At 69.5% G+C, this 24,601-nt stretch carries 25 protein-coding genes; 11 read left to right on the top strand and 14 right to left on the bottom strand.

Annotated features, from left to right (window positions below; translation table 11 throughout):
• Positions 1-190 precede the first annotated feature (190 nt).
• The gene (locus tag ACXMYJ_RS18645) at positions 191-1,318 is read left to right on the top strand and encodes an Mrp/NBP35 family ATP-binding protein (protein WP_460358330.1); all 1,128 of its coding nucleotides are present in this window, start codon (positions 191-193) and stop codon (positions 1,316-1,318) included.
• 97 nt (positions 1,319-1,415) lie between these two features.
• Here ACXMYJ_RS18645 and tatB read toward each other — a convergent pair whose 3' ends face one another.
• From tatB to sigE, 4 genes are all read right to left on the bottom strand, one after another.
• Positions 1,416-1,904: a Sec-independent protein translocase protein TatB gene (gene tatB, locus ACXMYJ_RS18640; RefSeq protein WP_260754725.1), complete on the bottom strand. Its 489-nt coding sequence runs from the start codon at positions 1,902-1,904 to the stop codon at positions 1,416-1,418.
• A gap of 4 nt (positions 1,905-1,908) precedes the next feature.
• Positions 1,909-3,399, bottom strand: coding sequence for a serine protease HtrA (gene htrA, locus ACXMYJ_RS18635; protein WP_260754726.1), 1,491 nt, complete (start codon positions 3,397-3,399; stop codon positions 1,909-1,911).
• An 87-nt stretch (positions 3,400-3,486) separates the two neighbouring features.
• On the bottom strand, positions 3,487-3,885 hold the full coding sequence (rseA, locus tag ACXMYJ_RS18630) for an anti-sigma E factor RseA (RefSeq protein WP_260754727.1): 399 nt from the start codon (positions 3,883-3,885) through the stop codon (positions 3,487-3,489).
• Positions 3,886-3,975: 90 nt separating this feature from the next.
• A complete protein-coding gene (sigE, locus tag ACXMYJ_RS18625) occupies positions 3,976-4,785 on the bottom strand; it encodes an RNA polymerase sigma factor SigE (protein WP_260754728.1) in 810 nt (269 codons plus the stop codon).
• A 178-nt stretch (positions 4,786-4,963) separates the two neighbouring features.
• On the opposite strand from sigE, the gene ACXMYJ_RS18620 reads away from it, so the two are divergent.
• The 7 genes from ACXMYJ_RS18620 (at position 4,964) to ACXMYJ_RS18590 (ending at position 10,494) form a co-directional block, all read left to right on the top strand.
• Positions 4,964-5,644, top strand: a complete 681-nt coding sequence (locus ACXMYJ_RS18620; protein WP_260754729.1) for an O-methyltransferase — start codon at positions 4,964-4,966, stop codon at positions 5,642-5,644.
• A 162-nt stretch (positions 5,645-5,806) separates the two neighbouring features.
• Complete coding sequence (locus ACXMYJ_RS18615) at positions 5,807-6,463, top strand: TetR family transcriptional regulator (protein ID WP_460358324.1); 657 nt, start codon at positions 5,807-5,809, stop codon at positions 6,461-6,463.
• Entirely contained in the window at positions 6,456-7,361 is a 906-nt protein-coding gene (locus ACXMYJ_RS18610) for an ABC transporter ATP-binding protein (protein ID WP_260754731.1), read from the top strand. Before ACXMYJ_RS18615 ends, ACXMYJ_RS18610 begins: the two co-directional genes overlap by 8 nt.
• Positions 7,358-8,983 carry an ABC transporter permease gene (locus tag ACXMYJ_RS18605; RefSeq protein WP_460358321.1) on the top strand — a complete coding sequence of 542 codons (1,626 nt, stop codon included), beginning with the start codon at positions 7,358-7,360 and terminating at the stop codon, positions 8,981-8,983. The genes ACXMYJ_RS18610 and ACXMYJ_RS18605 overlap by 4 nt, the downstream gene beginning before the upstream one ends.
• A gap of 63 nt (positions 8,984-9,046) precedes the next feature.
• Positions 9,047-9,397 (top strand): hypothetical protein, encoded by a 351-nt coding sequence (locus ACXMYJ_RS18600; protein ID WP_460358318.1) that lies wholly within the window; start codon positions 9,047-9,049, stop codon positions 9,395-9,397.
• Positions 9,398-9,401: 4 nt separating this feature from the next.
• Complete coding sequence (locus ACXMYJ_RS18595; RefSeq protein WP_260754734.1) at positions 9,402-9,983, top strand: DUF4126 domain-containing protein; 582 nt, start codon at positions 9,402-9,404, stop codon at positions 9,981-9,983.
• A gap of 28 nt (positions 9,984-10,011) precedes the next feature.
• A complete protein-coding gene (locus ACXMYJ_RS18590) occupies positions 10,012-10,494 on the top strand; it encodes an MSMEG_6728 family protein (protein ID WP_460358315.1) in 483 nt (160 codons plus the stop codon).
• A 7-nt stretch (positions 10,495-10,501) separates the two neighbouring features.
• On the opposite strand, the gene glgC is transcribed toward ACXMYJ_RS18590, so the two are convergent.
• Positions 10,502-11,716 (bottom strand): glucose-1-phosphate adenylyltransferase, encoded by a 1,215-nt coding sequence (glgC, locus tag ACXMYJ_RS18585; RefSeq protein WP_260754735.1) that lies wholly within the window; start codon positions 11,714-11,716, stop codon positions 10,502-10,504.
• 160 nt (positions 11,717-11,876) lie between these two features.
• Here glgC and glgA point away from each other — a divergent pair, with 160 nt between their 5' ends.
• Positions 11,877-13,040 carry a glycogen synthase gene (gene glgA, locus ACXMYJ_RS18580; RefSeq protein ID WP_460358313.1) on the top strand — a complete coding sequence of 388 codons (1,164 nt, stop codon included), beginning with the start codon at positions 11,877-11,879 and terminating at the stop codon, positions 13,038-13,040.
• Between the two features lie 13 nt (positions 13,041-13,053).
• On the opposite strand, the gene ACXMYJ_RS18575 is transcribed toward glgA, so the two are convergent.
• From ACXMYJ_RS18575 to ACXMYJ_RS18545, 7 genes are all read right to left on the bottom strand, one after another.
• Positions 13,054-13,221: a DUF3117 domain-containing protein gene (locus ACXMYJ_RS18575; RefSeq protein ID WP_003931055.1), complete on the bottom strand. Its 168-nt coding sequence runs from the start codon at positions 13,219-13,221 to the stop codon at positions 13,054-13,056.
• Between the two features lie 379 nt (positions 13,222-13,600).
• The gene (locus ACXMYJ_RS18570) at positions 13,601-14,215 is read right to left on the bottom strand and encodes a DNA-3-methyladenine glycosylase I (protein WP_460358310.1); all 615 of its coding nucleotides are present in this window, start codon (positions 14,213-14,215) and stop codon (positions 13,601-13,603) included.
• Positions 14,212-14,574, bottom strand: a complete 363-nt coding sequence (locus ACXMYJ_RS18565; RefSeq protein WP_260754737.1) for a DivIVA domain-containing protein — start codon at positions 14,572-14,574, stop codon at positions 14,212-14,214. Before ACXMYJ_RS18565 ends, ACXMYJ_RS18570 begins: the two co-directional genes overlap by 4 nt.
• Positions 14,575-14,640: 66 nt before the next feature.
• Positions 14,641-15,600: a glucosyl-3-phosphoglycerate synthase gene (locus ACXMYJ_RS18560; protein WP_260754738.1), complete on the bottom strand. Its 960-nt coding sequence runs from the start codon at positions 15,598-15,600 to the stop codon at positions 14,641-14,643.
• Complete coding sequence (gene folP / locus ACXMYJ_RS18555; RefSeq protein WP_260758235.1) at positions 15,597-16,421, bottom strand: dihydropteroate synthase; 825 nt, start codon at positions 16,419-16,421, stop codon at positions 15,597-15,599. Before folP ends, ACXMYJ_RS18560 begins: the two co-directional genes overlap by 4 nt.
• Before the next feature lie 110 nt (positions 16,422-16,531).
• A complete protein-coding gene (gene fadD6, locus ACXMYJ_RS18550; protein WP_260754739.1) occupies positions 16,532-18,337 on the bottom strand; it encodes a long-chain-acyl-CoA synthetase FadD6 in 1,806 nt (601 codons plus the stop codon).
• Between the two features lie 39 nt (positions 18,338-18,376).
• Positions 18,377-18,934, bottom strand: a complete 558-nt coding sequence (locus ACXMYJ_RS18545; RefSeq protein WP_460358306.1) for an LOG family protein — start codon at positions 18,932-18,934, stop codon at positions 18,377-18,379.
• A 31-nt stretch (positions 18,935-18,965) separates the two neighbouring features.
• Here ACXMYJ_RS18545 and ACXMYJ_RS18540 point away from each other — a divergent pair, with 31 nt between their 5' ends.
• Positions 18,966-20,960 carry an AAA family ATPase gene (locus tag ACXMYJ_RS18540; protein ID WP_460358303.1) on the top strand — a complete coding sequence of 665 codons (1,995 nt, stop codon included), beginning with the start codon at positions 18,966-18,968 and terminating at the stop codon, positions 20,958-20,960.
• A gap of 74 nt (positions 20,961-21,034) precedes the next feature.
• Positions 21,035-21,802, top strand: a complete 768-nt coding sequence (locus ACXMYJ_RS18535; RefSeq protein WP_460358301.1) for an ESX-1 secretion-associated protein — start codon at positions 21,035-21,037, stop codon at positions 21,800-21,802.
• Here the strand turns inward: ACXMYJ_RS18535 and ACXMYJ_RS18530 are convergent.
• Positions 21,799-23,406 (bottom strand): ABC-F family ATP-binding cassette domain-containing protein, encoded by a 1,608-nt coding sequence (locus ACXMYJ_RS18530; RefSeq protein ID WP_460358298.1) that lies wholly within the window; start codon positions 23,404-23,406, stop codon positions 21,799-21,801. The genes ACXMYJ_RS18535 and ACXMYJ_RS18530 overlap by 4 nt on opposite strands.
• A 130-nt stretch (positions 23,407-23,536) precedes the next feature.
• Entirely contained in the window at positions 23,537-24,601 is a 1,065-nt protein-coding gene (dapE, locus tag ACXMYJ_RS18525) for a succinyl-diaminopimelate desuccinylase (RefSeq protein ID WP_460358295.1), read from the bottom strand.

Raw genomic sequence — 24,601 nt, 5'->3', positions numbered from 1 at the left:
GGCGCCCGCGGCTCCGTTCGGCCTGCCGCCCGCTCCGGCGGCGCCGCCGGCCGCCGCCGTGCCCGACATGCCGACCGCGCCTGGTCCGGCACCCGGTCCGGCACCCGGACCCGCGCCCGGCCCGGTGGGCTGAGCACCGCCGGCGCCCGCATTCGGGGGCCCGGCCGTCCGGCGCCTAGACTCGCCGGTGATGACATCTACACCGACTGACCTGGAAGCGGCGGTCCGTTCCGCGCTGGCCAAGGTGATCGACCCCGAACTCCGGCGGCCGATCACCGAAGTGGGCATGGTCAAGAACGTCATGGTCGACCCCGACTCCTCGGTTCACGTCGAGATCTACCTGACCACCGCGGCGTGCCCGAAGAAGACCGAGATCTCGGACCGCGTCACCCGCGCGGTGCGCGACGTCCCCGGCACCGGCGCGGTGAAGGTCACTCTCGACGTGATGAACGACGAGCAGCGGGCTGAACTGCGCAGGCAACTGCGCGGTGACTCCCGCGAACCCGTGATCCCATTCGCCCAACCTGGATCGCTGACCCGGGTCTACGCGGTCGCGTCCGGTAAGGGCGGTGTCGGAAAGTCCAGTGTCACTGTGAATCTGGCTGCCGCGATGGCCGCCCGTGGGTTGTCGGTCGGGCTGCTCGACGCCGACATCTACGGGCATTCCGTGCCTCGGATGATGGGCACCACCGATCGGCCCACCCAGGTCGACTCGATGATCCTGCCACCCGTCTCCCATGACGTGCGGGTCATCTCGATCGCGATGTTCACCCAGGGCAACACCCCCGTGGTGTGGCGCGGACCGATGCTGCACCGCGCGCTGCAGCAGTTCCTCGCCGACGTCTACTGGGGCGACCTGGACGTCCTGCTGCTCGATCTGCCTCCAGGCACCGGAGACATCGCGATCTCGGTCGCTCAGCTGATCCCCGGCGCCGAGATCCTGGTGGTCACCACCCCGCAGCTGGCCGCCGCCGAGGTGGCCGAACGGGCCGGCGCGATCGCGCTGCAGACCCGTCAGCGCATCGCCGGCGTGGTGGAGAACATGGTCGACGGCCCCGTCATCAAGATGTTCGGCGAGGGTGGCGGCCGCCACGTCGCGGAGAGCCTGTCCCGCGCCGTCGGCGCCGACGTGCCGCTGCTGGGCCAAGTGCCGTTGGATCCGGCGCTGGTGACCGCCGGCGACTCGGGCGTGCCGCTGGTTCTCAGCGCACCCGACTCCGCCGCCGGTCAGGAACTGCGCAAGATCGCCGACGCACTGTCCAGCCGCAAGCGTGGACTGGCCGGGATGTCGCTGGGACTGGATCCCGCCGGCCGCTAGCCGCCCCGGCCCCGTTCGCCGAAACCGCATTCCACGCGGCCTTCGGGGCGGCCGGACCGCGTGGAACGCGGTTTCGCCCAGGTTTCCGCAGCGGCGATCAGGTCGCGTCGGGATCGAACGGCGTCGCAAGCGACTCCGTCCCACCCGAAGACGGCGCGCCCGGGGTCGCCGCACCTGGCGTCGGCGCACCTGATGACGGCTGAGCGCCGGGCTCGCGGACATCGTGGGCCGCGGCCGCGGGACCGGGGCCCGACTGGGGCTTCTCCGGCGGGCCGGTCGGCCTGCCGTTCTGGTCGAATTTGCCGGTGAGGATCGAGTCGTCGCCGTCGAGAAGATGCTTGGTCAACGCCGCGCGCGGCGTCATGCCGCGCAGCTTCTGCAACTCCGACAACGGCTCCCGCAGGTCGTCGAAGTCCGAGCCCAGTTCCTGACGCAGCTGCGTGGTCGCACCGGTGACATAGTCACGCACCTGACGCACCGCGTCCGCGGTCCAGCGGATGGCGCCGGGCAGCCGTTCCGGCCCGAGGATCACCAGACCGGCGATCACCAGGACCAGCATCTCGCCCCAGCCTACGTTCGCGAACATGGCTCTACGTGCTGTCGTCGCCGTTGGGCGTCACCGTCAGCGTGACCGGGCGCCCCTCCCGGAGTACCTCGATGGGTGCCGGTTCGCCGATCTTGAGCTGACGCACCGCAACGATGAACTCGTCGGCGTCGGCGACCTTGCGGTCACCGACCTTGACGACCACGTCGTTCTCCAGGATGCCCGCGCGCTCGGCCGGGCTGTTCGGGGAGACATCGGCGATCTGCGCCCCCTTGGCCACGTCGTTGCTGACCGACCGTGCGGTCAGCCCGAGTGTGGGATGGGCGATCTTGCCGTTCTTGATCAGCGTCTCGACGACCTGCTTGACCTCGTTGACAGGGATCGCGAACCCCAGGCCGCTGGCGCTGTCGGACAGCGACTTGCCTGCGGTGTTGATGCCGATGACCTCAGACCGCATGTTGATCAGCGGACCGCCGGAGTTGCCGTGGTTGATCGACGCGTCGGTCTGCACGCCGTCGATGACCGTGTCGGTGTCCGAGCCGTCACCCGACAGCGGGACCGGTCGATGCAGCGCGCTGATGATGCCGTGCGTGACAGTGCTCCTCAGTCCTAGCGGGGCGCCCGCGGCGATCACCTCTTCGCCGACGCGCAACTTCTCGGAGTCACCCATCCGGGCCACCGACAGGTTGTCGACGTTGTCGACCTTGAGCACCGCCAGATCGGTCTTCGGGTCGCGACCCACCAGGTTCGCGGGCACCTCGGAGCCGTCGTTGAACACCACCGACATCTTGAACTCGCTGGGGTTGGTGGCGGCCTCGGAGATCACGTGGTTGTTGGTGACGATGTATCCGCGCCCGTCGATGACGACGCCGGAACCCTGCGATCCCTCTCGGTCGCTGGTCGCCTCGATCGTCACCACCGAATCAGCCACCGCCGCAGCTACTTCGGCGAACTGCCCCTCGGGCTCGCCCTCGCCGGAACTGCTGGTCTCCAGCGTGACCTTCGACGTGGTGAACGCCGAGACCACCTCGGCGGTGGTGCGTCCCACCCAGCCGCCGGCCACACCGATGAGCAGCGCCGCGATGCCGAGCACGACGAGCGCGGTGTAGGACACCTTGCCGCCGAACAGCACGTCCCGCACGCCGAGCTTGCCCATCGGGGCGGTGGCCTGCGCGGACCCGGTCGGGGGCAGCGCCGGGGTGCCCAGCGCCACCGGCGCCCCCGGATTACGCCAGGGATCGTCGACGCCGTCGTCATCGCCGTCCCGTTCGGCCTCCAGCGCGCCGGCGTCGGTGGGATGACGCTGCAACGAATCCCCGCCGGGGTGGGGGCGGCCGAAAGCCTCGGCCAGCACCGGATCCGGCGCCTGATCCGTGGGAGTGTACTCACCCTGATCACGATGCTTGTCAGCGCCGAGGAACGAACCGTTCACCCCGGCGGGCCTGCCGAATGCACGCTGAGCCGCCGGATCGACCGGCGGACGCGACACCGGCCGCGGCTCGAGGCGTTCCCGACCGGTCTGGTCCAGATTGGTCACCCGTACATCGCCCTTTCGTACCCCGCTGCAGCCTTCCGACGCCCGCGGCGACGTGTCAGCGATCGCGGTCGATTTTTCGCTTCTACCCTACCGGCGCTTACGGCGGGAACGCTGGGTGCCGTCAGCCAACTGCGGGTGCTCCACCGGCTGCGGCCTCTCGACCGGAGTGCGGTGGGGAATCTGGGACAGCAGACCCAGCAGATCACTCGGGATCGCGACCGGGCGTGACTCGCGCAACGCCTCGCGCGCCTGCCGCTGCGCATCGACCTCCAGCGCGCACTCCTGGCACAACGACAGGTGGTGAGCGGCTCTCAGGTGCGCCGACATGCGCAGCTCGCCGTCGACGAACGCCGCGATCGCCTCGATCGACAGATGCTCTGTCGAACCGAACTGGCGTGGGCCAACCGGATCACCGGTCTGCGAGGCGAGCTGAGTCGGAAGCCAGGAGAACGCCCGGCGGAACGCATGTCCAGGATCGAATACCACCTGACTCCTCTCCGCTCGGCGTCGTGTGGGGCGTGCTGCCGACTATGCCCTCGAATGTAGCGCGGCGCGCTGGGCGGCATCGCCCGAATGTCAGGCAGACCTGGCGGCGTCCTGTGCGGCGCCGGCCTCGGCGTGCCGGGCCAGATACTCGCGCAGAGCCTGCCGGCCCCGGTGGATACGACTGCGGACGGTGCCCAGTTTGACACCGAGCGTCGCGCCGATCTCCTCGTAGGACAGCCCCTCGATGTCGCACAGGACAACGGCGGCGCGGAACTCCGGAGCCAACGAGTCGAGTGCGGCCTGCAGGTCCGGCCCCAGCCGGGAGTCGTGGTAGATCTGCTCGGGGTTGGGCTCGTCGGCGGGCACCCGGTCGTAGTCCTCGGGCAGCGCCTCCATCCGGATCCGGCCGCGGCGGCGCACCATGTCGAGGAACAGGTTGGTGGTGATTCTGTGCAGCCAGCCCTCGAACGTGCCCGGCTGATAGTTCTGCACCGAACGGAAGACGCGGATGAACGTCTCCTGGGTCAGGTCCTCGGCGTCGTGCTGGTTGCCGGAGAGCCGGTAGGCCAGGCGGTACACCCGGTCGGCGTGCTGGCGGACGAGTTCATCCCAGCTCGGCATCGCGGTCTTGTCGCCGGTGGCGTCGAACACCGCCGTGCCGGTCAACTCATCGGCCGGTTCCACCCACTCGGCATCGGTGAACTGCTCCAGATGCGCCATGGTCACCGGAGCGGCCACAGGAGCGGAGACAGGGCCGTGTGTGATGGTCGTCGGAACCTCCAGGTCGTGCGGAGAGCGGCCCCCGGTTGACGGCTGCTCGTTGTCGACAACAACACGTGCCGGGACCTTGTTCCCGGCACGCGAGGAGTCGGTGCGTGCGCTGAATGCGCCGTCTGTCATGCGATCACCGTCTCCTGTGCTGGTGTGGCGGGCATATGAGCAAACTGAACTTTTCCTGAGAAACATCGCTACCCGTTTTCGACCAGCGGAAACCGACCTGCCCGACAGACGCTCCCGGCGTCGCGGGCCGGGCGTGTCGCACACGCGGACCACGCGGACTTGGCTCTACGCTGCGGGCATGGCCAGCACCGACGAGCCCGGCGCCGAGTCCGGCGATTCCACCGCGCGGGCCCGTCGGGCGGAAGCGATCGTCAACCACGCCGAACACTCGATCTCTGAGGACGACATCGTCGCCGCGGCCCGTGAGCGCGCAGTCGACATCGGCGCCGGCGCGGTGACCCCCGCCGTCGGCGCGCTGCTGTGTGTGCTCGCGAAGCTGACCGGAGCGCGCGCGGTCGTCGAGGTCGGCACCGGCGCCGGCGTGAGCGGCCTGTGGTTGCTCTCGGGCATGCGCGAGGACGGCGTGCTCACCACCATCGACGTCGAACCCGAGCACCAGCGCATCGCCAAGCAGGCGTTCACCGAGGCAGGGGTGGGCCCGGGCCGGACCAGGCTGATCAGCGGCCGCGCCCAGGAGGTGCTGACCCGGCTGGCCGACGAGTCCTACGACCTGGTGTTCATCGACGCCACACCGGCCGACCAGCCCCACTTCGTCACCGAAGGCGTGCGACTGCTGCGCCCCGGCGGCGCGATCGTCGTGCACCGCTCCGCGCTCGGCGGCCGGGCCGGTGACGCCTCGGCCAAGGACAGCGAGGTCGCCGCGGTGCGCGAGGCGGCCCGTTTGATCGCCGAGGACGACCGGCTGACGCCGGTGCTCATCCCGCTCGGCGACGGCCTGCTCGTGGCTGCCCGGGACTGACGCTTTTCCCTTTCCACTCCCCGCCCCCGCGGAATAGCGTTGCCGGCTGCACTCAGGCCTCCGGTATGAGTGACCAGGAACGGCTATTCCGGCGCTTCTTGACGAATCCTTGACGGGTCTGATCCTTGACCGCCTACTGAACGAGCGTTTAATGTACTGAACATGCGTTCAGTAGATGATCTGACCGCGGTGGCGCGGATCCGCGACGCCGCGGTCGACCTTTTCGGCCGCGACGGCTTCGGGGTGAGCGTGCGGGCGATCGCGGCGGCCGCAGGTGTCAGCCCCGGCCTGGTGATCCATCACTTCGGCTCCAAGGAGGGCCTGCGCAAGGCGTGCGACGACTTCGTCACCGAGACCGTGCGGGCCAGCAAGACCGAGACGATCCAGTCCTCCGATCCGGCGACGTGGTTAGCCCAGATGGCCGAGATCGAGGAGTACGCCCCGCTGATGGCCTACCTGGTACGCAGCATGCAGTCCGGTGGCGATCTGGCAAAAGCGTTCTGGCGCACCATGATCGACAATGCCGAGCAGTACATCGAGGAGGGGGTGCGGGCCGGCACCGTCAAGCCGAGCGCGGATCCGTTGGGCAGGGCGCGATTCCTGGCGATGGCCGCCGGCGGCGGCTTCCTGCTCTACCTGCAGTTACACGACGACCCGACAGACCTGCGGGCGGTGCTGCGCAACTACAGCGAGGACATGGTGCTGCCCGCCCTGGAGCTCTACACCAACGGTCTGATGGCCGACTCCACCATGTACGACGCGTTCCTCGCTCAACGGCAGCGAGGCATCGGATTCACCGAAGGAGCGCACGATGACTGACCGCACACCGGCCGTAGACATCCAGGGATTGCGAAAGTCCTTCGGCCGCACCAAGGCTCTGGACGGACTCGACCTCACCGTCGCTCCCGGCACCGTCGCCGGATTCCTCGGCCCCAACGGCTCCGGCAAGTCCACCACCATCCGGGTGCTGCTCGGGCTGCTGCGGGCCGACGGCGGCACGGTCTCGCTGCTGGGCGGTGATCCGTGGCACGACGCGGTCGCTTTGCATCGCCGGATCGCCTATGTGCCTGGCGATGTCACTCTGTGGCCCAACCTGACCGGGATGCAGGCCATCGACTTCCTGGCCGGGCTGCGGGGTGCGGACACCGTGGACCGGGCGCGTCGTGACGAACTCATCGAACGCTTCGAACTCGACCCGCACAAGAAGGCCCGCACGTACTCCAAGGGCAACCGTCAGAAGGTCGCGATCATCGCTGCGTTCAGCACCCGCAGTGAACTGTTCGTGCTGGATGAGCCGACCTCGGGCCTGGACCCGCTGATGGAACAGGCTTTTCAGCAGTGCGTGCGCGAGGTCGCCGGCCAGGGCGCAGCGGTCCTGCTGTCCAGCCACATCCTGGCCGAGGTCGAGAAGCTCTGTGACACAGTGACCATCGTGCGCGCCGGGCGGACCGTGCGGTCCGGAGCACTGGCAGACCTGCGATATCTGATGCGCACCACCGTCACCGCACGCACCCGGGGGGACCGCAGCCGACTGGAACGTGCGCCCTATATCCACGACCTGCGCACCGACGACGGGGATCTGCGGTTCTCGGTCGACCGTGGTGATCTCGACCGCGCCATGGCCGATCTCAGCAGCCTCGGCATCGACGAGCTGACCGTCGCACCGACCTCGCTGGAGGACCTGTTCCTCCGCGAGTATCAGGGGGCCGGGCGATGAGCACCGCCGTCGAGTTGCGCTTCGGAGGTCCACGGCACGCCTCCGGGACGTCGAGCTCACCGTGGACGGGCACCGCCCGGCTGGTCGGCCTCGCGCTGCGGCGTGACCGCATCCGGTTGTCCGTGTGGATCGTGGCCCTGACCGCGATGATGGCCTACTCCCCCGGCACCATCGAGCTGGCCTACCCTGAGGAGATTCAGCGCCAGGCCAGGGTGGACCTGCTGAAGACCCCCGCCGGGATGATGCTGGGCGGGCCGATGTTCGGTGTCAAAGAGACCGAGCTCGGTGCGATGGTGGCCAACGAACTGATGCTCACACTGATCATTGCCACGTCGATCCTGGCCGTGCTCACGGTAATTCGGCATACCCGGGCCGAGGAGGAAAGCGGCACAGCAGAACTGGTGCTGTCCTCGGCCGTCGGCCGCTACGCGCGCACCACCGCGGCACTGGCGGTGGTGGCGGCCGTCAACGTCGTTCTCGCCGCGACGATGACCGCTGCCACGGCCGCCAACGGCTTCGACGTGGTGAACTCCGCCGCAATGTGTCTCGGGGTCACCGCGGTCGCCACACTGTTCGGCGCCGTCGCCGCAGTCACCGCGCAGATGTGGCGGTCGGCGCGGGCCGCAACGGGAGCCGCCATGGCCGTCCTCGCCGCGGCCGCGCTCATCCGCGGCGTGGGCGATGTCATCGACCCGGCGGGCAGCCCTCTGAGCTGGGTCTCGCCCATCGCGTGGGCCCAGCAGATGCGGGCCTTCGTCGAGTTGCGTTGGTGGCCGTTGATTCCGCTGCTACTGCTGGCGCTGATCCTGATCGCCGCGGCGGCGGGGCTGGAGGCGCGCCGCCAGTACGACGAAGGCTCGATCGCGTCGAGGAGTGAACGCCCCGGCGCCCGGCCGGTACGGGGCCTGCTCGCGCTGCACCTGCGTTTGCAGCGCGGTCAGACGATCGGATGGTCGGTCGGCCTGTTCGCCGCGGGCTTGGCCTTCGGTTCGATGACGGACTCGCTGCTGGATGCCGCCCGGGACAACGAGCTGATCGCCGCGATCGTCTCGGACCAGGGAGTGGACGGGGTCTACACGACGATGTCGCAGTTCCTCGCCGCCGCTGCGGCCGCCTACGTGGTGTCCGCGGTGTTGCGCGTGTACGGCGACGAGCAGTCCGGTCTGGGCGAAGCGGTTCTGGCAGGAGCGGTTTCGCGAGAGCGGTGGTTGTTGAGCGCGGTGGCCTCGGCGGTGCTCGGCGCGACGGTGTTGATGTTCTTCGCAGGCATGGGCAACGGCCTCGGCGCCGGACTGACCCTCGGTGAGCCCGTCACGGTGCTCAGGCTCACCGTGGCCGGGCTGGCGTTCGTGCCGGCCCTGGCGGTGCTGGCCGGCGTCGCCGCGCTGTCGGTCGCGCTCCGTCAGGCCTGGACCGCCTGGCTGGCCGTGACTTTCGTCGTGGCCGCGTTGTACCTCGGCGCACTGCTGCGGCTGCCCGACTGGCTGCTCGACCTCTCGCCGGTGGGCCACACCACCTACCCGAACGAGGTTCCCACCCTCGCTTGGATCGTGATGTGCTGCGTGGCAGCGGCTTTGGCGGTGATCGCAGCCGGACTGTACCGGAACCGCGACGCGGTCTGAAATCGGCGGGAGGCCGACCGTGGAGCTGATCGCACAAGCGCTCGCGTCGAGGGTGTCGGTGCGGTGTTCTGCGCCGCGGAGACCCGGCCCGCCCAGCGGGTCATCATCACCGCGACGACGGCGCTTGTCGCTGTGACCTTCGCGATGTCGGCGCTGGATCACCGGTTCGGCTGGTCGTCGGTGCCGGTGTGGCTGGTTGTCGTCAGCAACGTCATGGTGGCCGCCGGGCTGGGGGCGGCTGCGCTGGTGATCGTGCAGAACCACTACGCGGCCGTGACCGTGCGGGTGCAAGCCGGTCCGCCGCTGGCGTCGACCGGCCTGTACGGGCTGGTGGTGGCACGCATCCTCGACGAGGAGACCCCAGCGGGTGCGTTACCGGCTGGTCCCCGGGATGTGGCGATCGCCGCATACTGATCGGATGGAGCTGCTCACCGGGTTCGGCCTGGCCACGGCGGCGGGACTGAACGCCTACATCCCGCTGCTCGCGCTCGGGCTGCTTGCGCGGTTCACCGACCTGGTCACGCTGCCCGCGGGCTGGGCCTGGCTGGAGAACGGCTGGGTGATGACGATCGTCGCGGTGCTGCTGGCCGTCGAGATCGTCGCCGACAAGGTGCCCGCGCTCGACACCGTCAACGACACCGTGCAGACGTTCGTCCGTCCCACCGCGGGCGGCATCGTGTTCGGTTCCGGCACCGCGGCCCAGACGACGGCGGTCACCGACCCGGGAGCGTTCGCCCAATCCGGTCAGTGGATCCCGGTCGCGGTCGGAGCAGTGGTGGCCTTGGCGGTGTCGCTGACCAAGTCGACGGTGCGGCCCGCGGCCAACGTCGCGACGGGCGGGGTCGCTGCACCCGTGCTGAGCACCACCGAGGACGTGATCAGCATCGGGCTGGCCTTCGTCGCGATCCTGGTCCCCATCCTCGTCCTGGTGATCACCGTCGCGCTGGCGTGGGCCGCCGTGCGGTTGATCCGGCGCCGTCGCTCCCCGCGCGCCACCTGAACCGCGCGCCACTGGGTACCCCGTCGCCATGCAGACGTTCCTGCCGTATCCGGGCTTCGCCGACTCGGCCCGTGTACTGGACGCCCGCCGGCTGGGCAAACAGCGGGTGGAGACCATCCAGATTCTGCGGGCGCTGACGGTCGCGGGCTACGGCTGGCGTCACCATCCCGCCGCCGCGATGTGGGCCGGTTACGAGGAGGCCCTGGTCCGGTACGGGCTCCAGATGTGCGCCGTGTGGTCTGCATCGGGGCGCGGTGACACATGCGCGGCGACACTGGTCAGTGACCTCACCGCCGGGACGGGGCTCTCGCAGATCCGCCCGTACGACGAACTCGTCGCCGCTCGCGAGCTTCCGCCCTGGCTCGGGGACGACGCGTTTCACCTCAGCCATCGGTCGGCGCTGGTGCGCAAGGATCCGGCGCACTACCGGCCACTGTTCCCCGACGTGCCCGACGACCTGCCCTACGTGTGGCCGGCGTCCGACCGCGCCCGCCGCGTCCCGGCCGGTTGACCGGCGGTCAGATCCAGACGCCCTTACCGACCGCGACCACTCCGCCGGCGCTGATCGAGAACCGTTCGCGGTCCTTGTCGAGGTCCACCCCGACCATCTCCCCTGGGCCGACCACCACGTTCTTGTCCAAGATCGCGTGGCGCACGACAGCTCCCCGTCCGATGCGCACCCCGGGGTGCAGCACGCTGCCTTCGACGATCGCGCCGTCGTCGATGACGACATTGGACGACAGCACCGAATTACGCACGGACGCAGCCGAAATGATGCTGCCGGCGCCGACCACGGATTCCTGCGCGGACCCGCCGTTGACGAACTTCGCCGGTGCGAGGTTCTCGGCGCCGCCCCGGATCGGCCAGCGCTTGTTGTAGAGGTTGAACACCGGATGCACCGACACCAGGTCCATGTGCGCGTCGTAGAACGCATCGAGGGTTCCGACGTCGCGCCAGTATCCGTGATCGCGCTCGGTGGCGCCGGGCACCTCGTTGTCGTTGAAGTCGTACACCGCGGCCATCCCGTCGGCGACCAGCAGGGGGATGATGTCGCCGCCCATGTCGTGGTCGGAGTCGTCGTCCTCGGCGTCCGCCCGGATCGCGTCGATGAGCACCTTGGTGGTGAAGATGTAGTTGCCCATCGACACGAAGGTCTGCTCGGGATCGTCGGGGGTGCCCGGCGGATCGGCCGGCTTCTCGATGAACCCGCGGATGCGCCCCGAGTCGTCGGCGTCGATGCAGCCGAACGCGCTGGCCTCGGCCCGCGGCACCCGGATGCCCGCGACGGTGGCACCCGCACCGCTTTCGATGTGCTGCTGGACCATCTGCTCGGGGTCCATCCGATAGACGTGGTCGGCGCCGAAGATCACGATGTAGTCCGGATCCTCGTCGTAGATCAGGTTCATCGACTGATAGATCGCATCCGCCGAACCGGTGTACCAGCGCGGGCCGAGCCGCTGCTGGGCCGGAACCGGGGTGATGTATTCACCGGCGAGCCCGGACAGCCGCCAGTTCTGCGAGATGTGACGGTCCAGCGAATGTGACTTGTACTGAGTCAGCACGCAGATCCGCAAGTAGCGGGCGTTGACGAGGTTGGAGAGCACGAAATCGATGAGCCGGTAGCCGCCCCCGAACGGGACGGCGGGCTTGGCGCGATCGGCTGTCAACGGGTAGAGACGCTTGCCTTCTCCGCCGGCGAGGACGATGCCCAACACATGTGGCGCTTCCCTCATGCTGCCAACCTATCCGCACGTGGAGACCGCGGCCACCCATTCCCGTCATTGCCACGCCGGGCGTGGCGCCGGCATACCGCGGCGGACGGCTTCTCGGGCTGTCCGTCAAGACAATTGGGTATGCGGCGCGGCCGGTTCCGAAGTTGGATACGGTCACAGGATGCGGGTGGCGATGATGACTCGGGAGTATCCGCCCGAGGTATACGGCGGTGCTGGTGTCCACGTCACGGAACTGGTGGCCCAGTTACGCCACCTGTGCGAGGTCGATGTGCACTGTATGGGCGCTCCGCGGGCCGGGGTCACGGTGGCGCAGCCCGATCCCGCGCTGTCTGGAGCCAACCCGGCGCTGGCCACGCTGTCGGCTGACCTGAACATGGTCAACGCCGCGTCGGCGGCCACCATCGTGCACTCGCACACCTGGTACACCGGGATGGCCGGGCACCTGGCCGCGCTGCTCTACGACGTCCCGCACGTGCTCACCGCGCACTCTCTGGAACCGATGCGGCCGTGGAAAGCCGAGCAGCTCGGCGGCGGCTACCGCATCTCGTTGTGGGTGGAGAAGACCGCAGTGGAGGCCGCCGACGCGGTCATCGCGGTCAGTTCGGGGATGCGGCAGGACGTGCTACGCACCTATCCGGCGCTGGACCCGGACCGGGTGCACGTGGTGCGTAACGGTATCGACACCGAGGTCTGGTATCCCGCCGAGCCGGACCCCGACGAATCGGTGCTTGCTGAACTCGGTGTCGACCTGCAACGGCCGATCGTTGCGTTCGTCGGCAGGATCACCCGGCAAAAGGGAGTGGCGCATCTGGTGGCGGCAGCGCACCGCTTCGAGCCGGACGTGCAGTTGGTGCTGTGCGCGGGCGCTCCGGACACCCCGGAGATCGCCGAGGAGGTCGCGTCGGCGGTGCAGGAACTGTCCCGCACCCGCACCGGGGTGTTCTGGGTGCGGGAGATGCTGCCGACCCACAAGATTCGCGAAATCCTATCGGCGGCAACCGTGTTCGTCTGCCCCTCGGTCTACGAGCCGCTCGGCATCGTCAACCTCGAGGCGATGGCGTGCGCGACGGCGGTGGTGGCGTCCGACGTCGGAGGGATTCCCGAGGTGGTGGCGCACGAAAAGACGGGCCTGCTCGTGCACTACGACCCCGACGACACCGCGTCGTTCGAACGCGGCCTGGCCGAAGCGGTCAACTCCCTGGTCAACGACCCGGACCGCGCGCGGCGCTACGGGGTCGCCGGTCGCCAACGGTGCATCGAGGAGTTCTCCTGGGCGCGTATCGCCGAGGAGACCCTGCAGATCTACCGCAGGGTCTCCGTCTAGCGGACACAGCGGGCTAGCTTGTCACGCCCTTGAGTTCGTCGCCCAGCGCGGCGGCCTCTTCGGGAGTGAGCTCCACGACGAGCCGGCCACCGCCTTCCAGTGGTACTCGCATCACGATGCCTCGCCCCTCCTTGGTTGCTTCCAGTGGACCGTCTCCGGTCCGGGGCTTCATCGCCGCCATCGAGTGCTCCCTCCACATGGGCGTGCCCGTCAGGGCCCGGTCTGTCCGTGAGCCGGGCCCGCACCTTCGACGTGCTCTGATAGCACCCGGCTCTGAACTGCTACAGGGCTCTATTGTTCCCTATCCGAGGCTGCTCGTGTGCGAAGACCCGGCTATAGCTGCCGTGATGAGGGGATCGTGCCCCGGCCCGGTCCTTCTTGACCGCCCTGAGCAAGTAGCCGCGCGGCGCCCCCGGCACATCTGCGGGCGCGGCGGGAGCGTGCTACCGCCGAACGGGTCGGTGAACAGGCGGTCCTCGCGCGCTGACTCCCTGGCGCGGATGGCCGCCACCACAACCGCGGTGCGCGCGCCACGGCTTCCCGCTGCCCGGACACGACGGTCACTGCCCTTCGCCGATGCGCGGTACCCAGCAGTTGTCGACATGGTCGTCCACCATCCCGGTGGCCTGCATCAGCGCGTACGCCGTCGTCGGCCCGACGAACCGGAACCCCCGTTTCTTGAGTTCTTTGGCCATCGCCTTCGATTCCGGGGTGACGGCGGCGATCTCGGACATGCTCGCCGGCCGGGCCCGCGCCCCCCGGTCGGCCGGCGCGAAGGACCACAGCAGCTCGCCGAGGTCCTCGCCGGCGTCGGCCATATCCGCGGCCACTCGCGCGTTGGCGATGGTGGCGTCGATCTTGGCACGGTTGCGCACGATGCCGGGATCGGCCATCAACCGCTCGACGTCCCGGTCGGAGTAGCGGGCGATCCGCTCGACGTCGAACCCGTCGAAGGCGGCGCGGAAGTTGTCCCGCTTGCGCAGGATGATCAGCCAGGACAACCCGCTCTGGAACGCTTCGAGGCTGACCCGTTCGAACAGTGCCGCCGAGTCGCGCAGGGGACGACCCCACTCGGTGTCGTGGTAGGCGCGATACAGCTCATAATCGGCCGGCGACAGCCGTGACCGGTCGATCCACCCGCACCTGATCAGCGGATCGGCGGCCGCGGAGGTCACGCGTCATCCCGGGCGCGCTGCGACGACACCGCGTGGTCGTCTTCGGGACCGTGGGCGGCCTCGTCAAGACCGTGGGCGGCGCGCAACGTGGTGAGCTCGCCGCGGAGCATGTCGAGCTCACGGGCCAGTCGATCCAGCACCCAGTCGACTTCGCTGGTTTTGTAGCCGCGCAGCGCCTGGCTGAACTTCACGGCGTCCACATCGGCACCGGTGACGCCCGATGCGGGCAGCACCGTGGCGGTGGTGGCCTGCGGCAGCGGCGGCAGCGTCTCGCCGCGACCGAACAGCACACTGCCGATGGCGAACAGGACGATCCCGACGAGCACCAGCACGACGAGGTACAGCAGAACGAGAGTCACCCCTCGATACTGCCGGATGGCGCCGACATCGACCGGTCAGGACGCCCCGGCCATCGGCGGGAAGTGCTACCGCGGGCGCAGCGTGATCATCGGCGGCCGGTCGGTCAGCGAGACCGTCGACGTGCGCGGGGCGTAGTCCTCGCCGTCGGCGAAGAACTGGGTGAGCCCAACCCCGGAGTCCGGGATCCCGCACCGGGACAGCAGCGTGGCGATCACCTGCCGGCTCATCGACGCGAGCTCGGTCAGCGGCCGGTTGCGGTGTGTCCGCACGCCGAGATTGACCTGGGCGATTCCGTCCAGACCCAGCCGGTCGTAGGTGTCGACCAGCAACCCGATCTCGACGCCGTAGCCGGGCGCGAACGGTACCGCCGTGAGCAGCTCCCGGGTTCCGGCGTACTCCCCGCCCAGAGGCTGGTACAGGCACATCAACTCGGGGCGTAGCGCGGCCAGCAGCGGGCGCGCCACCAGTTCGGTGACCCTGCCGCCGCCGTTGGCGTCCTCGCGCCCGCTGACCTTCAGCGGGCGCCGGTAGAACCCTTTGACCAGGTGCACGCCGTCGGCGGTGAGTAGCGGGCCCAGCAGCTTGGGCACGAACATCGGATCGGGGTCGAGCAGGTCGGAGTCGACGAAGGCGATGATGTCACCCGTCGTCGCGGCCAGCGACCGCCACAGCACCTCGCCCTTGCCGGGCTGCGGGGCGACCTCGGGCAGGGCAACCTCGCGGCCGACCACCCGGGCCCCGGCGGCGACGGCCCGGATCTCGGTGTCGTCGGTGGACCCGGAGTCGAGCACGATCAGCTCGTCGACCAGCCCGCCCAGCAGCGGGGTGATGGTCTCGACGACGCCGGCGACCGTCTCTTCCTCGTTGAGCGCGGGCAGCACCACCGACACGGTGCGGCCCTTCTTGGCGGCCTCCAGTTCGGCCACCGTCCAGCTCGGCCGACACCAGCTGCGCTCGCTGAGCCAGCGATGGTCGGCGACACCGAACGTTTCCAGATCGTTGACGCGATCAGACAACACAGTCATGCCAGTCCCCTCACCGTGCGTTTCGGCTGACGGGCGCCCTTGATCGACGCAACCATCTCAAGTACCCGACGTGTGGGTCCGACCTCGTGCACCCGAAAGAGCCGCGCCCCGTCGGCCGCCGCGAGAGCGGTGGCCGCCAGGGTGCCCTCAAGGCGTTCGGTCAAACCCACACCCAGAGTCTCCCCGACGAAATCCTTGTTACTCAGGGCCATCAGGACCGGCCATCCAGTGTTTACAAGGTCTTTCACATGACGCAACAAACTAAGACCGTGGTAAGTGTTCTTGCCGAAATCGTGGGTCGGATCGATGACGATCCGGTCCCGGCGCACCCCGAGCGCGACCGCCCGTTCGGCCGCCGCCGTCACCTCGGCGATGACGTCGTCGACGACTCCCCGCTCGGTCAGGCCGTAGTTCACCCGGAACGGACGGGTCCGCGGCACGGCGCCGCCGGTGTGTGAGCAGACCAATCCGGCGCCGAACTCGGCGGCCACACCGGCCAGCGCGGGGTCCGCCCCGCCCCAGGTGTCGTTGATCAGGTCCGCGCCGGCCGCGCACGCCTGCTTGGCGACCTCGGCGCGCCAGGTGTCGACACTGATCACCTGGTCGGGGAACTCGGCCCGCAGCCACTCGATGAACGGCACGACGCGGGCGATCTCCTCGTCGACGTCCACCGTCGCGCCGGGACCCGCCTTGACCCCGCCGACGTCGACGATGTCGGCGCCGTCGGCGACCACGCGGTGGGCGGCTTCCTTGGCGGCTTCGTCGGTGAACGTCGCGCCGCGGTCGTAGAACGAGTCCGGCGTGCGGTTGACGATCGCCATGATCAGCGCGCGATCCCCGGCCACGGGGTGTCCCAGAAACGTCGACTGCACGCCTTCAGGCTACGTTTCGCGCGCCGACCCGCTTTTCCAGCGTGATCACCCCTCGCGGGCTACTTGGGCTTCTTGCCCTCCTTCACCTCGGTCAGGTACTCCTCGTAGAACTCGACGTAGCCTTCCTCGCGGCCGGACAGCACGTACAGCGGATCGTCGACCTTGACGTCGTCGTCGTCGCCCTCGCCGCTGGAGCCGCCGTAGCCCTCCTTGCGCAGGTCGCCCTTCTGGCTCTTGAAGGTCGAGGTGTGCGCCAGCTCCTCCACCACTCGCACGAACAGCGGCACCGCGTAGCCGGGAAGCTTCTCGTACACCGTCTTGGCCAGCGCCTTGCCGTCGAACTCGTGGCCCTCCTTGAGCTGGATCGCGACCATCCCGGCCCGGCCGCCGGTGTCGGGCACCTCGACGCCGAAGACGGTGCACTCCTCGACCTGATGGTGCGTGGCCACCGCAGCCTCCACTTCGGTCGTGGCCACGTTCTCGCCCTTCCAGCGGAACGTGTCACCGAGCCGGTCGGTGAACGCCGCATGCCCGAGGCCCTGTGCGCGCATCAGGTCGCCGGTGTTGAACCACACGTCGCCTTCCTTGAACGCGTCACGGACGAGCTTCTTCTCCGACTCCTTCTCGTCGGTGTAGCCGTCGAACGGCTGGAAGTTGCTCACCTTCGACAGCAGCAGGCCGGGTTCACCCTTCTTGACCTTGCGCACCCGGCCGTCCTCGCCACGCACCGGTTCGCCGGTGTGCTCGTCGTACTCGACGAACGCGATCGGGGACGGGCAGATCCCGGTGGTCTTGTCGATGTTGAGGACGTTGACGAACGCGGTGTTGCCCTCGCTGGCGGCGTAGAACTCACAGACCCGCTTGATGCCGAAGCGCTCGGTGAACGCGTCCCAGATGGCGGGCCGCAGACCGTTTCCGCAGATGACCCGCACTTTGTGCTGGCGGTCGGTGGGCTTTTCGGGCTGGTTGAGCAGATAGGTGCAGATCTCGCCGATATAGACGAAGGCGGTGGCGTCGTAGCGGATCACGTCGTCCCAGAACTTCGACGCCGAGAACGACTTGCCCAGCGCCAGCGTCGCTCCGGAGTTGAGCACCGATGACAGTGCGACCGTCAACGCGTTGTTGTGGTAGAGCGGCAGGCAGCAGTACAGCGTGTCGTTGCTGTTGAGGCGCATGCCGAGCCCGCCGAAGCCGGCCAGCGCGCGCAGCCAGCGGTAGTGCGTCATCACGCTGGCCTTCGGCATGCCGGTGGTGCCGGAGGTGAAGATGTAGAACGCCTTGTCCTTGGCCAGCACGGCAGAGGTGGTGGCGGGGTTGGTGGTCGGCGCGGTCTCGGCCAGCTTCTTGAGCTCGTCGAGAGTGATCACCCCGTCGGTGTCGGCACCGGATTCGGTGATGTGCTCGATGAAGTCGGTCTCGGCGACGACCACCGAGGCCGACAGCAGGCCCAGGCTGTGCTTGAGCACCTCGTCGCGCTGGTGGTAGTTGAGCATCCCGGAGATCGCACCGCATTTGACCGCGGCCAACATCAGCAGCACCGGCTCCGGCGAGTTTCGCATCATGATGCCGACGACGTCGCCGTGGCCGACCCCGCGCGCCGCCAGCACGGCGGCGTACCGGTTGACGGTCTCGTTGGCCTCGCCGTAGGTGATCTCGCGGTCTTCGAATCTCAGGAACACGTTGTTGGCGTTCTGGGCGGCGCGGTCCTGGAAGACCTTGCCGATCGACGTCTTGGCACTGGGGCGGGCCCCGAACCCGGTCACGACGCCACGCACGATGGTCGGCGTGTCCATGAGCAGACCTGGTACCTGCTTGGCGATGTCGAGCAGCCCCACGCTGCTCCGGGTCCCCGACCTGTTCGTCATAGTTGCTGCTCTTCCTCCGTCGTCGATGTGTGGGTCAACTTAGCCGGGCGAACACGCGGACAGAGCGGCTTCGACGTCGTCGACGACGGTGAGGCACCGCATCGCGTCCTCGGCGACGTAGCCGGTTCCGACCAGCCCGCGCAACCAGGCCAACAGCCCGTCGTAGTGCCCGAGAGTGTCGAGCATCACGATCGGTTTGGTGTGCATACCCAAATAGCCCGCTGTCCAGGCTTCGAAGAATTCCTCCAGCGTGCCGATGCCTCCGGGCAGGGCGAGGAACGCGTCGGCGCGGTCCTCCATGACCTGTTTGCGTTCCCGCATGGTGTCGGTGACGACGAGTTCATCGGCCTCGGTGTCGGCGACCTCCCGGTGCACCAGGCGCTTCGGGATGACACCGACGGTGTAGCCGCCGCGTGAGCGGGCCGCGGTCGCCACCGCGCCCATCGCCGAGACGTTGCCTCCGCCGGAAACCAACGTCCACCCGCGCTCGGCGATCCCCTCTCCGACCGTGCGCGCCAACTCCAACAGATCCGGGTGCATCGGACCCGAGGCGCAGTAGACGCAGACAGCCCACTCACGATCTTGATCTCGGGACACAGCACCAACTTAGCCACATAGACTCCGCGATGTGCCGCAGCCTCTCGGATGGGTGACCGCGCCGCCCGAACCCGCTCTCGAGCAGCTCGAAGCCGGCGTGCGGACCCGCGCCGGGGCGGTGCTGATCGGCCCCGCCGGCGTCGGCAAGACGACGTTGGCACGCAACGCCGCCGACCGGCTGGGCGCCGACTTCCCCCGGGTCGACCGGGTGCGGGCGACGGCGTCGCGCCGGTCCGTCCCGTTCGCGGCGTTCGAGAGGCTGCTCGAAGTCCCCGAGACGGGCACCACCACAACGGTTCTGCGGACCGCCGGGACCGCACTCGGTGACGGCCGCCTGATCGTCGTCGACGACGCGCACCTGCTGGACCCGTTGTCCGCGACGCTGGTGTACCAGCTCGCCGCCGGTCGGACGGCGCGGCTGCTGCTGACCGCCACCGCCGGCGGGGTCGGGGTGCCCGCCGAGATCGCGGCGTTGTGGCGGGACGGCCTGGTCGCGCGGGTCGACGTGGAGCCGCCGGGCCACGACGACGGCCGGTTGATGACGCGGATCGATGAGTTCGTCGCGGCGGTGCCGGCCGGCGCGCATCGCATCCTGGAGTTCCTCGCCGTGTCGGATCCGCTGAGCCGAGCCGACGCCGAGGCGCTGACCGACCTCGACACCGTGGACGATGCGTTGCGCTCCGGCGCGGTGGTCGTCGAGGACGACGAGCTGCGCCCGGCGCATCCGCTGTTCCTCGACGCGATCCGTGACGCACTCGGCGGCCCCGACCTGCGCCGGCTGCGGACCGCGATGGTCGCGCAGATCTCGACCGGCTGCATCGGCGTGGTCGGCCGGCTGCGCCTGGCCGTGCTGGCGCTGGACAGCGACCGTCCGCTGCCGCTGCCGGATCTGTCCGCCGCGGCACGGGATGCGTTGCGGCTGGGTGATCTTGAGCTGTGCGAGCGGCTGGGCCGCGCGGTGTTGGCCAGGGCGCCGGATCTGAGCACCCGCCTGACGCTCGGATATGCGCTGGCCTGGCAGGGCCGCGGCCGGGAGGCCGATGCGGTACTGGCCGAGATCGACCCGGCGGCGCTGAGCGAGGACCAGCTGATGGCGTGGGCGCTGCCGACGGCGGCGAATCGGTTCTGGATGCTGTCCGAGCCGGAACGCGCGACCGCGTTCCTGCGCGCCACCCGCGAAAAGGTGAGCTCACCGGCGGCCCGCGTGACTCTTGACGCGCTGTCGGCGACGTTCGCGATGAACGCCGGAAACCTCAGTCGTGCAGTCGAACTCACCGGTGAGGTGCTGTCATCACCTGATGCCGACGAGACGGCGGTCGGGTGGGCGGCGTCGGCGGCGGCGCTCAGCTCGGCGCGGATGGGCAGATTCTCCGACGTCGACGTGCTCGCCGAGCAGGCACTGGCCGCCGGGCAGCCGGGTCTGCTGCGGTTCACCAGCGGGCTGGGTCAGACCACGGCGCTGCTGATGACCGGCGAGCCGGACCTTGCGCTCGAATTGGCCCAGCGGATCACCGATTTCGCCCAGCGTAGGCAACCCGCCCGCGCGATAGGTGAGGTGCTGATCGGCGATGCGTTGATCGCCCGTGGGGAACTCGCGCTCGCGGTGCCGCTGCTCCGCGAGGCCGCAGCGACGCTGGCCCCCACCGGGTACTCGTGGGGTCCGTTGGCATGGATGCTGTTGGCGCAGGCGCTCGGCCGGCTCGGCCAGACCGTCGAGGCCGGAAAAGCGCTGGCGCGCGCCGAGTCCCGGCACGGGTTGAAGTCGATGCTGTTCGCCCCCGAGCTGGCGCTGGCGCGGGCCTGGACCACTGCGGCGCGGCACGACGCGCACGGTGCCGTGACGGCTGCGCGCGAAGCCGTGAAGGCCGCCGAGCGTGGCGGACAGCAGGCAGTCGCGCTGCGGGCCGCAGCCGACGCGCGGCAACTGGGCGACCCGCGGGCCGCGGACACCCTGTCGCGGCTGTGCGGTGAGCTCGACTGCGCGTTCGGCCGGGCGGCGCTGGCCGCGGCCACCGGCCCGGCCTGACCGCGCCGATATTGCCGCCCGGCCCCCCTGACGCGCGCTCCTAGAATCAGATGCGATCGAACTGGAGGCGCGCGATGACCGAACCGTTGTCGGTGGACACCCGTGGAGTGCGTTCGCTGGGCGAGGTCCACCGACACGTGGCCGACGGCCTGGGCTCCCTGGTCGCCGGGTCGCCCGGGCCGGCCGCAGTCGCGCAGTCCCACGGCAGCATCGCCGCAGCGGTCGACACGGCCCTGGCCGGGGCGCTCAGCAGCAGGTCGGGCACCATGTCAACCACCCAGGCCGCCGGGGACACCATCTCCGAGCTGCTCCGGCAGGCGGCTCTGGCCTACGAACGGGGCGACAAGCGCGGAGCGGAGGCGATCCGTGCTGCCGCCGACCACATGTCGCGCTCCGAGCGCGGGGCAGGCCCGGCCGGTACCGCCGGGGGTGCGGCGGACCCGCTCGGGCAGGCGGTCGGTCAACTCGGCCAGCTCGGTCAGGTGGGCCAGCAACTGGCGGCTCCGATCGCGGCGCTGGCTCAACCGTTCGCGCAACTCCCGCAGCTGCTCACCCAGGGCCTCGCACAGGGTTTCGCGCAGACCGGTCAAGCTTCGGCGGCCACGGGTGTCCCCGGCGCGGGGGCCGTCTCCGACGCACCGGAAGTTCCCGGCGCGCCGGAGGTGGCCGACCCCGGCCGGGACGCGGACCGCGCCGAGCGGGACCCGGACGACGAACGTCGGGCCGACCGGGACGGTGAGGTCGCCGGCGACGCCGCGCCGGCGCCGCCTCCGGGGTTCGTTCCCGCTCCGCAGCCCGCGCCGCCACCGCGTCCGGCGCCCACCCGGCCGGCCGTCGATTAGATCTCAGTCAGCACGCCGTGGGCCAGGCGAAGTACGCGATCCACACCGATCGCGTCGACGAACGACGCGTCGTGACTGACGACGATGAACGCGCCCCGATAGGCGGCCAACGCACTCTCCAGCTGCCCGGAGCTGACCAGGTCCAGGTTGTTGGTCGGTTCGTCGAGGAGCAGCAGGTGCGGTGCCGGTTCGGCGAACAGCACACACGCCAGCGTCGCCCGCAGCCGCTCCCCTCCTGACAGCGCGCCGACCGGCAGGTCGACAACGCCACCACGAAAGAGGAACTGCGCCAACAGATGATGACGGCGGGTGACGGACAGACCCGGCGCGAACGCGGCCAGGTTCTGCGCTACCGACCGGTCCTCGTCGAGCAGATCCAGCCGCTGCGACAGATAGGCGACACGTCCCTCGGCGACGTCCACGGTGCCCGCGTCGGGCGCGATCTCGCCGAGCAGACTCCGCAGCAACGTGGTTTTGCCTGCGCCGTTGGGTCCGGTCAGCGCGATCCGCTCCGGACCCCGCACCGCCAGATCGACACCGCCGAGCACGTCGCGACAACCGCTACGCACCCGGATCCCGTTGAGCCGCGCGATGTTCCGGCCCGCCGGCACCAGCGTCGCGGGCAACGCAAGCATCAGTGCCTCGTCCTCACGCAGGGTGCGTTCGGCGTCGTCGAGCCGACTCTGGGCGTCGTCGATCCGCCGTGCGTGCACCTCGTCGGAGCGGCCGGCAGACTCCTGCGCGCGGCGCTTGCGGGCGCCGGCGACGATCTTCGGCAGGCCGGCGTCGGAGAGGGTGCGGGCCGCGGTGCCTGCGCGCCGGTCGGCCCGTTCCCTGGCCTGTTGCCGGTGCTGTTTTTCGCGTTTGAGTATCAGCTCGGCGTTGCGGACCGCACCCTGGGCCGCTCGCTGGGCGTCCCCGAGCGCATCCCGATACGCGGTGAAGCCGCCGCCGTAGACGGTCACCTCGCCGCGGTAGAGCTCGGCGATGCGGTCCATCCGGTCCAGTAGCACCCGGTCGTGGCTGACCACCAGCAGACACCCGGTGAAATCGTCGAGTGCGTCGTAGAGCCGGTGCCGCGCGTCGGCGTCGAGGTTGTTCGTCGGTTCGTCGAGGAGCAGCACATCGGGGCGGCGCAACAACTCCCGCGCCAGGCCGAGGCTGACGACCTCACCACCGGAGAGCGAGCCCAGCGGCCGGTTCAGACCGATGTGCCCGAGACCGAGCCGGTCGAGCTGGACCCGGGTGCGTTCCTCGATGTCCCAGTCGTCGCCGATCACCGCGAAGTGGCGGGTGCTAGGGTCCCCTGCTGCCAGCGCGTTCAATGCGTCGATCACCGCTGCGACACCGAGCATCTCGGCCACGCTGCGGTCGTCGAGCAGCGGCAGGGTCTGGGGCAGATAACCGATCACGCCGTCGACGGTCACGGCGCCGACGGTGGGGGTCAGTTCCCCGGCGATGAGCCGCAGCAGGGTGCTCTTGCCGGCGCCGTTGGCAGCGACGAGCCCGGTGCGGCCCGCACCGACGGTGAGCGTCAGGTCGGTGAACGGGCTGGTGCCGTCGGGCCAGGAGTAGGAAAGATGGTTGCACACAACAGAAGACATGCGGGAATGCTCTCGTTGGGGCGTAACGCCTGGCGAAGGTCGCGGCGTGACGCCTACCGAAAAAGGGGACCCGTCCGGGTACTACCCGGTGATGTCTTCTCCCAGCATGGCTTCCAGGCTAGCGGCACCGTCAACCGATTAAGTAACGCCTCAGCATGTCCGTCACCGCGGTGATCTGCTCGACCTCGACGCGCTCGTCGACGCGGTGCGCCACATTCGGGTCGCCGGGACCGTAGTTGACCGCCGGGATGCCCAGCGCCGCGAACCGCGACACGTCGGTCCAGCCGTACTTGGCGCGCACCCGGCCGCCGGCCGCCTCGACGAGTGCCGCAGCCGCGGGCCGCGTCAACCCCGGCAGCGCACCGGCGGCGGAGTCGGTGAGTTCGGTTGCGACGCCGAGCCCGTCGAACACCTCGCACACGTGGGCATAGGCCTGCTCGACGCTGCGGTCCGGAGCGAACCGGAAGTTGACCGTCACGCTCGCCGCGTCCGGGATGACGTTTCCGGCGACCCCGCCGTCGATGCGCACCGCCGACAGTCCCTCGCGGTAGACGCAGCCGTCGATGTCGACACTGCGGGCCGGGTACGACTCCAAGCGGGCCAGAACCGCACCGAGTTTGTGGATCGCATTGTCCCCCAGCCACGATCGGGCCGAGTGGGCGCGGGTGCCGGTGGCGCTGACGATCACCCGCAGGGTGCCCTGGCAGCCGGCCTCGATGAAGCCGCCCGACGGTTCGCCGAGGATCGCGACGTCGGCCGCCAGCCACTCGGGCAGCTCGCGTTCGATGCGGCCGAGCCCGTTGGCGGAGGCCTCGATCTCCTCGCAGTCGTACATGACCAGCGTGATGTCGTGGACCGGTTCGGTGACGGTGGCGGCCAGATGCAGGAACACCGCGTCGCCGGATTTCATGTCCGAGGTTCCGCAACCGTGCAGCACTCCGTCGGCCAGCCGGCTCGGCAGATTGCCGGCGGCGGGCACGGTGTCGGTGTGCCCGGCCAGCAGCACGCGGGACGGGCGGCCGAAGTCGGTGCGGGCCAGGACCGCGTCACCGTTGCGGACGATCTCGAAGCCGGTGGTCTGCTCGCGCAGCGCCTGCTCGATCTCGTCGGCGATGCGCTTCTCGTGGCGCGATTCGCTCGGGATGTCGACCAGCGCGGCCGTCAACGCGATCGGGTCACCGTGTAGGTCCAGCAC

It is taken from the genome of Mycobacterium sp. ZZG, assembly GCF_054786995.1.
This window is presented reverse-complemented; position numbering and strand designations above follow the sequence as displayed.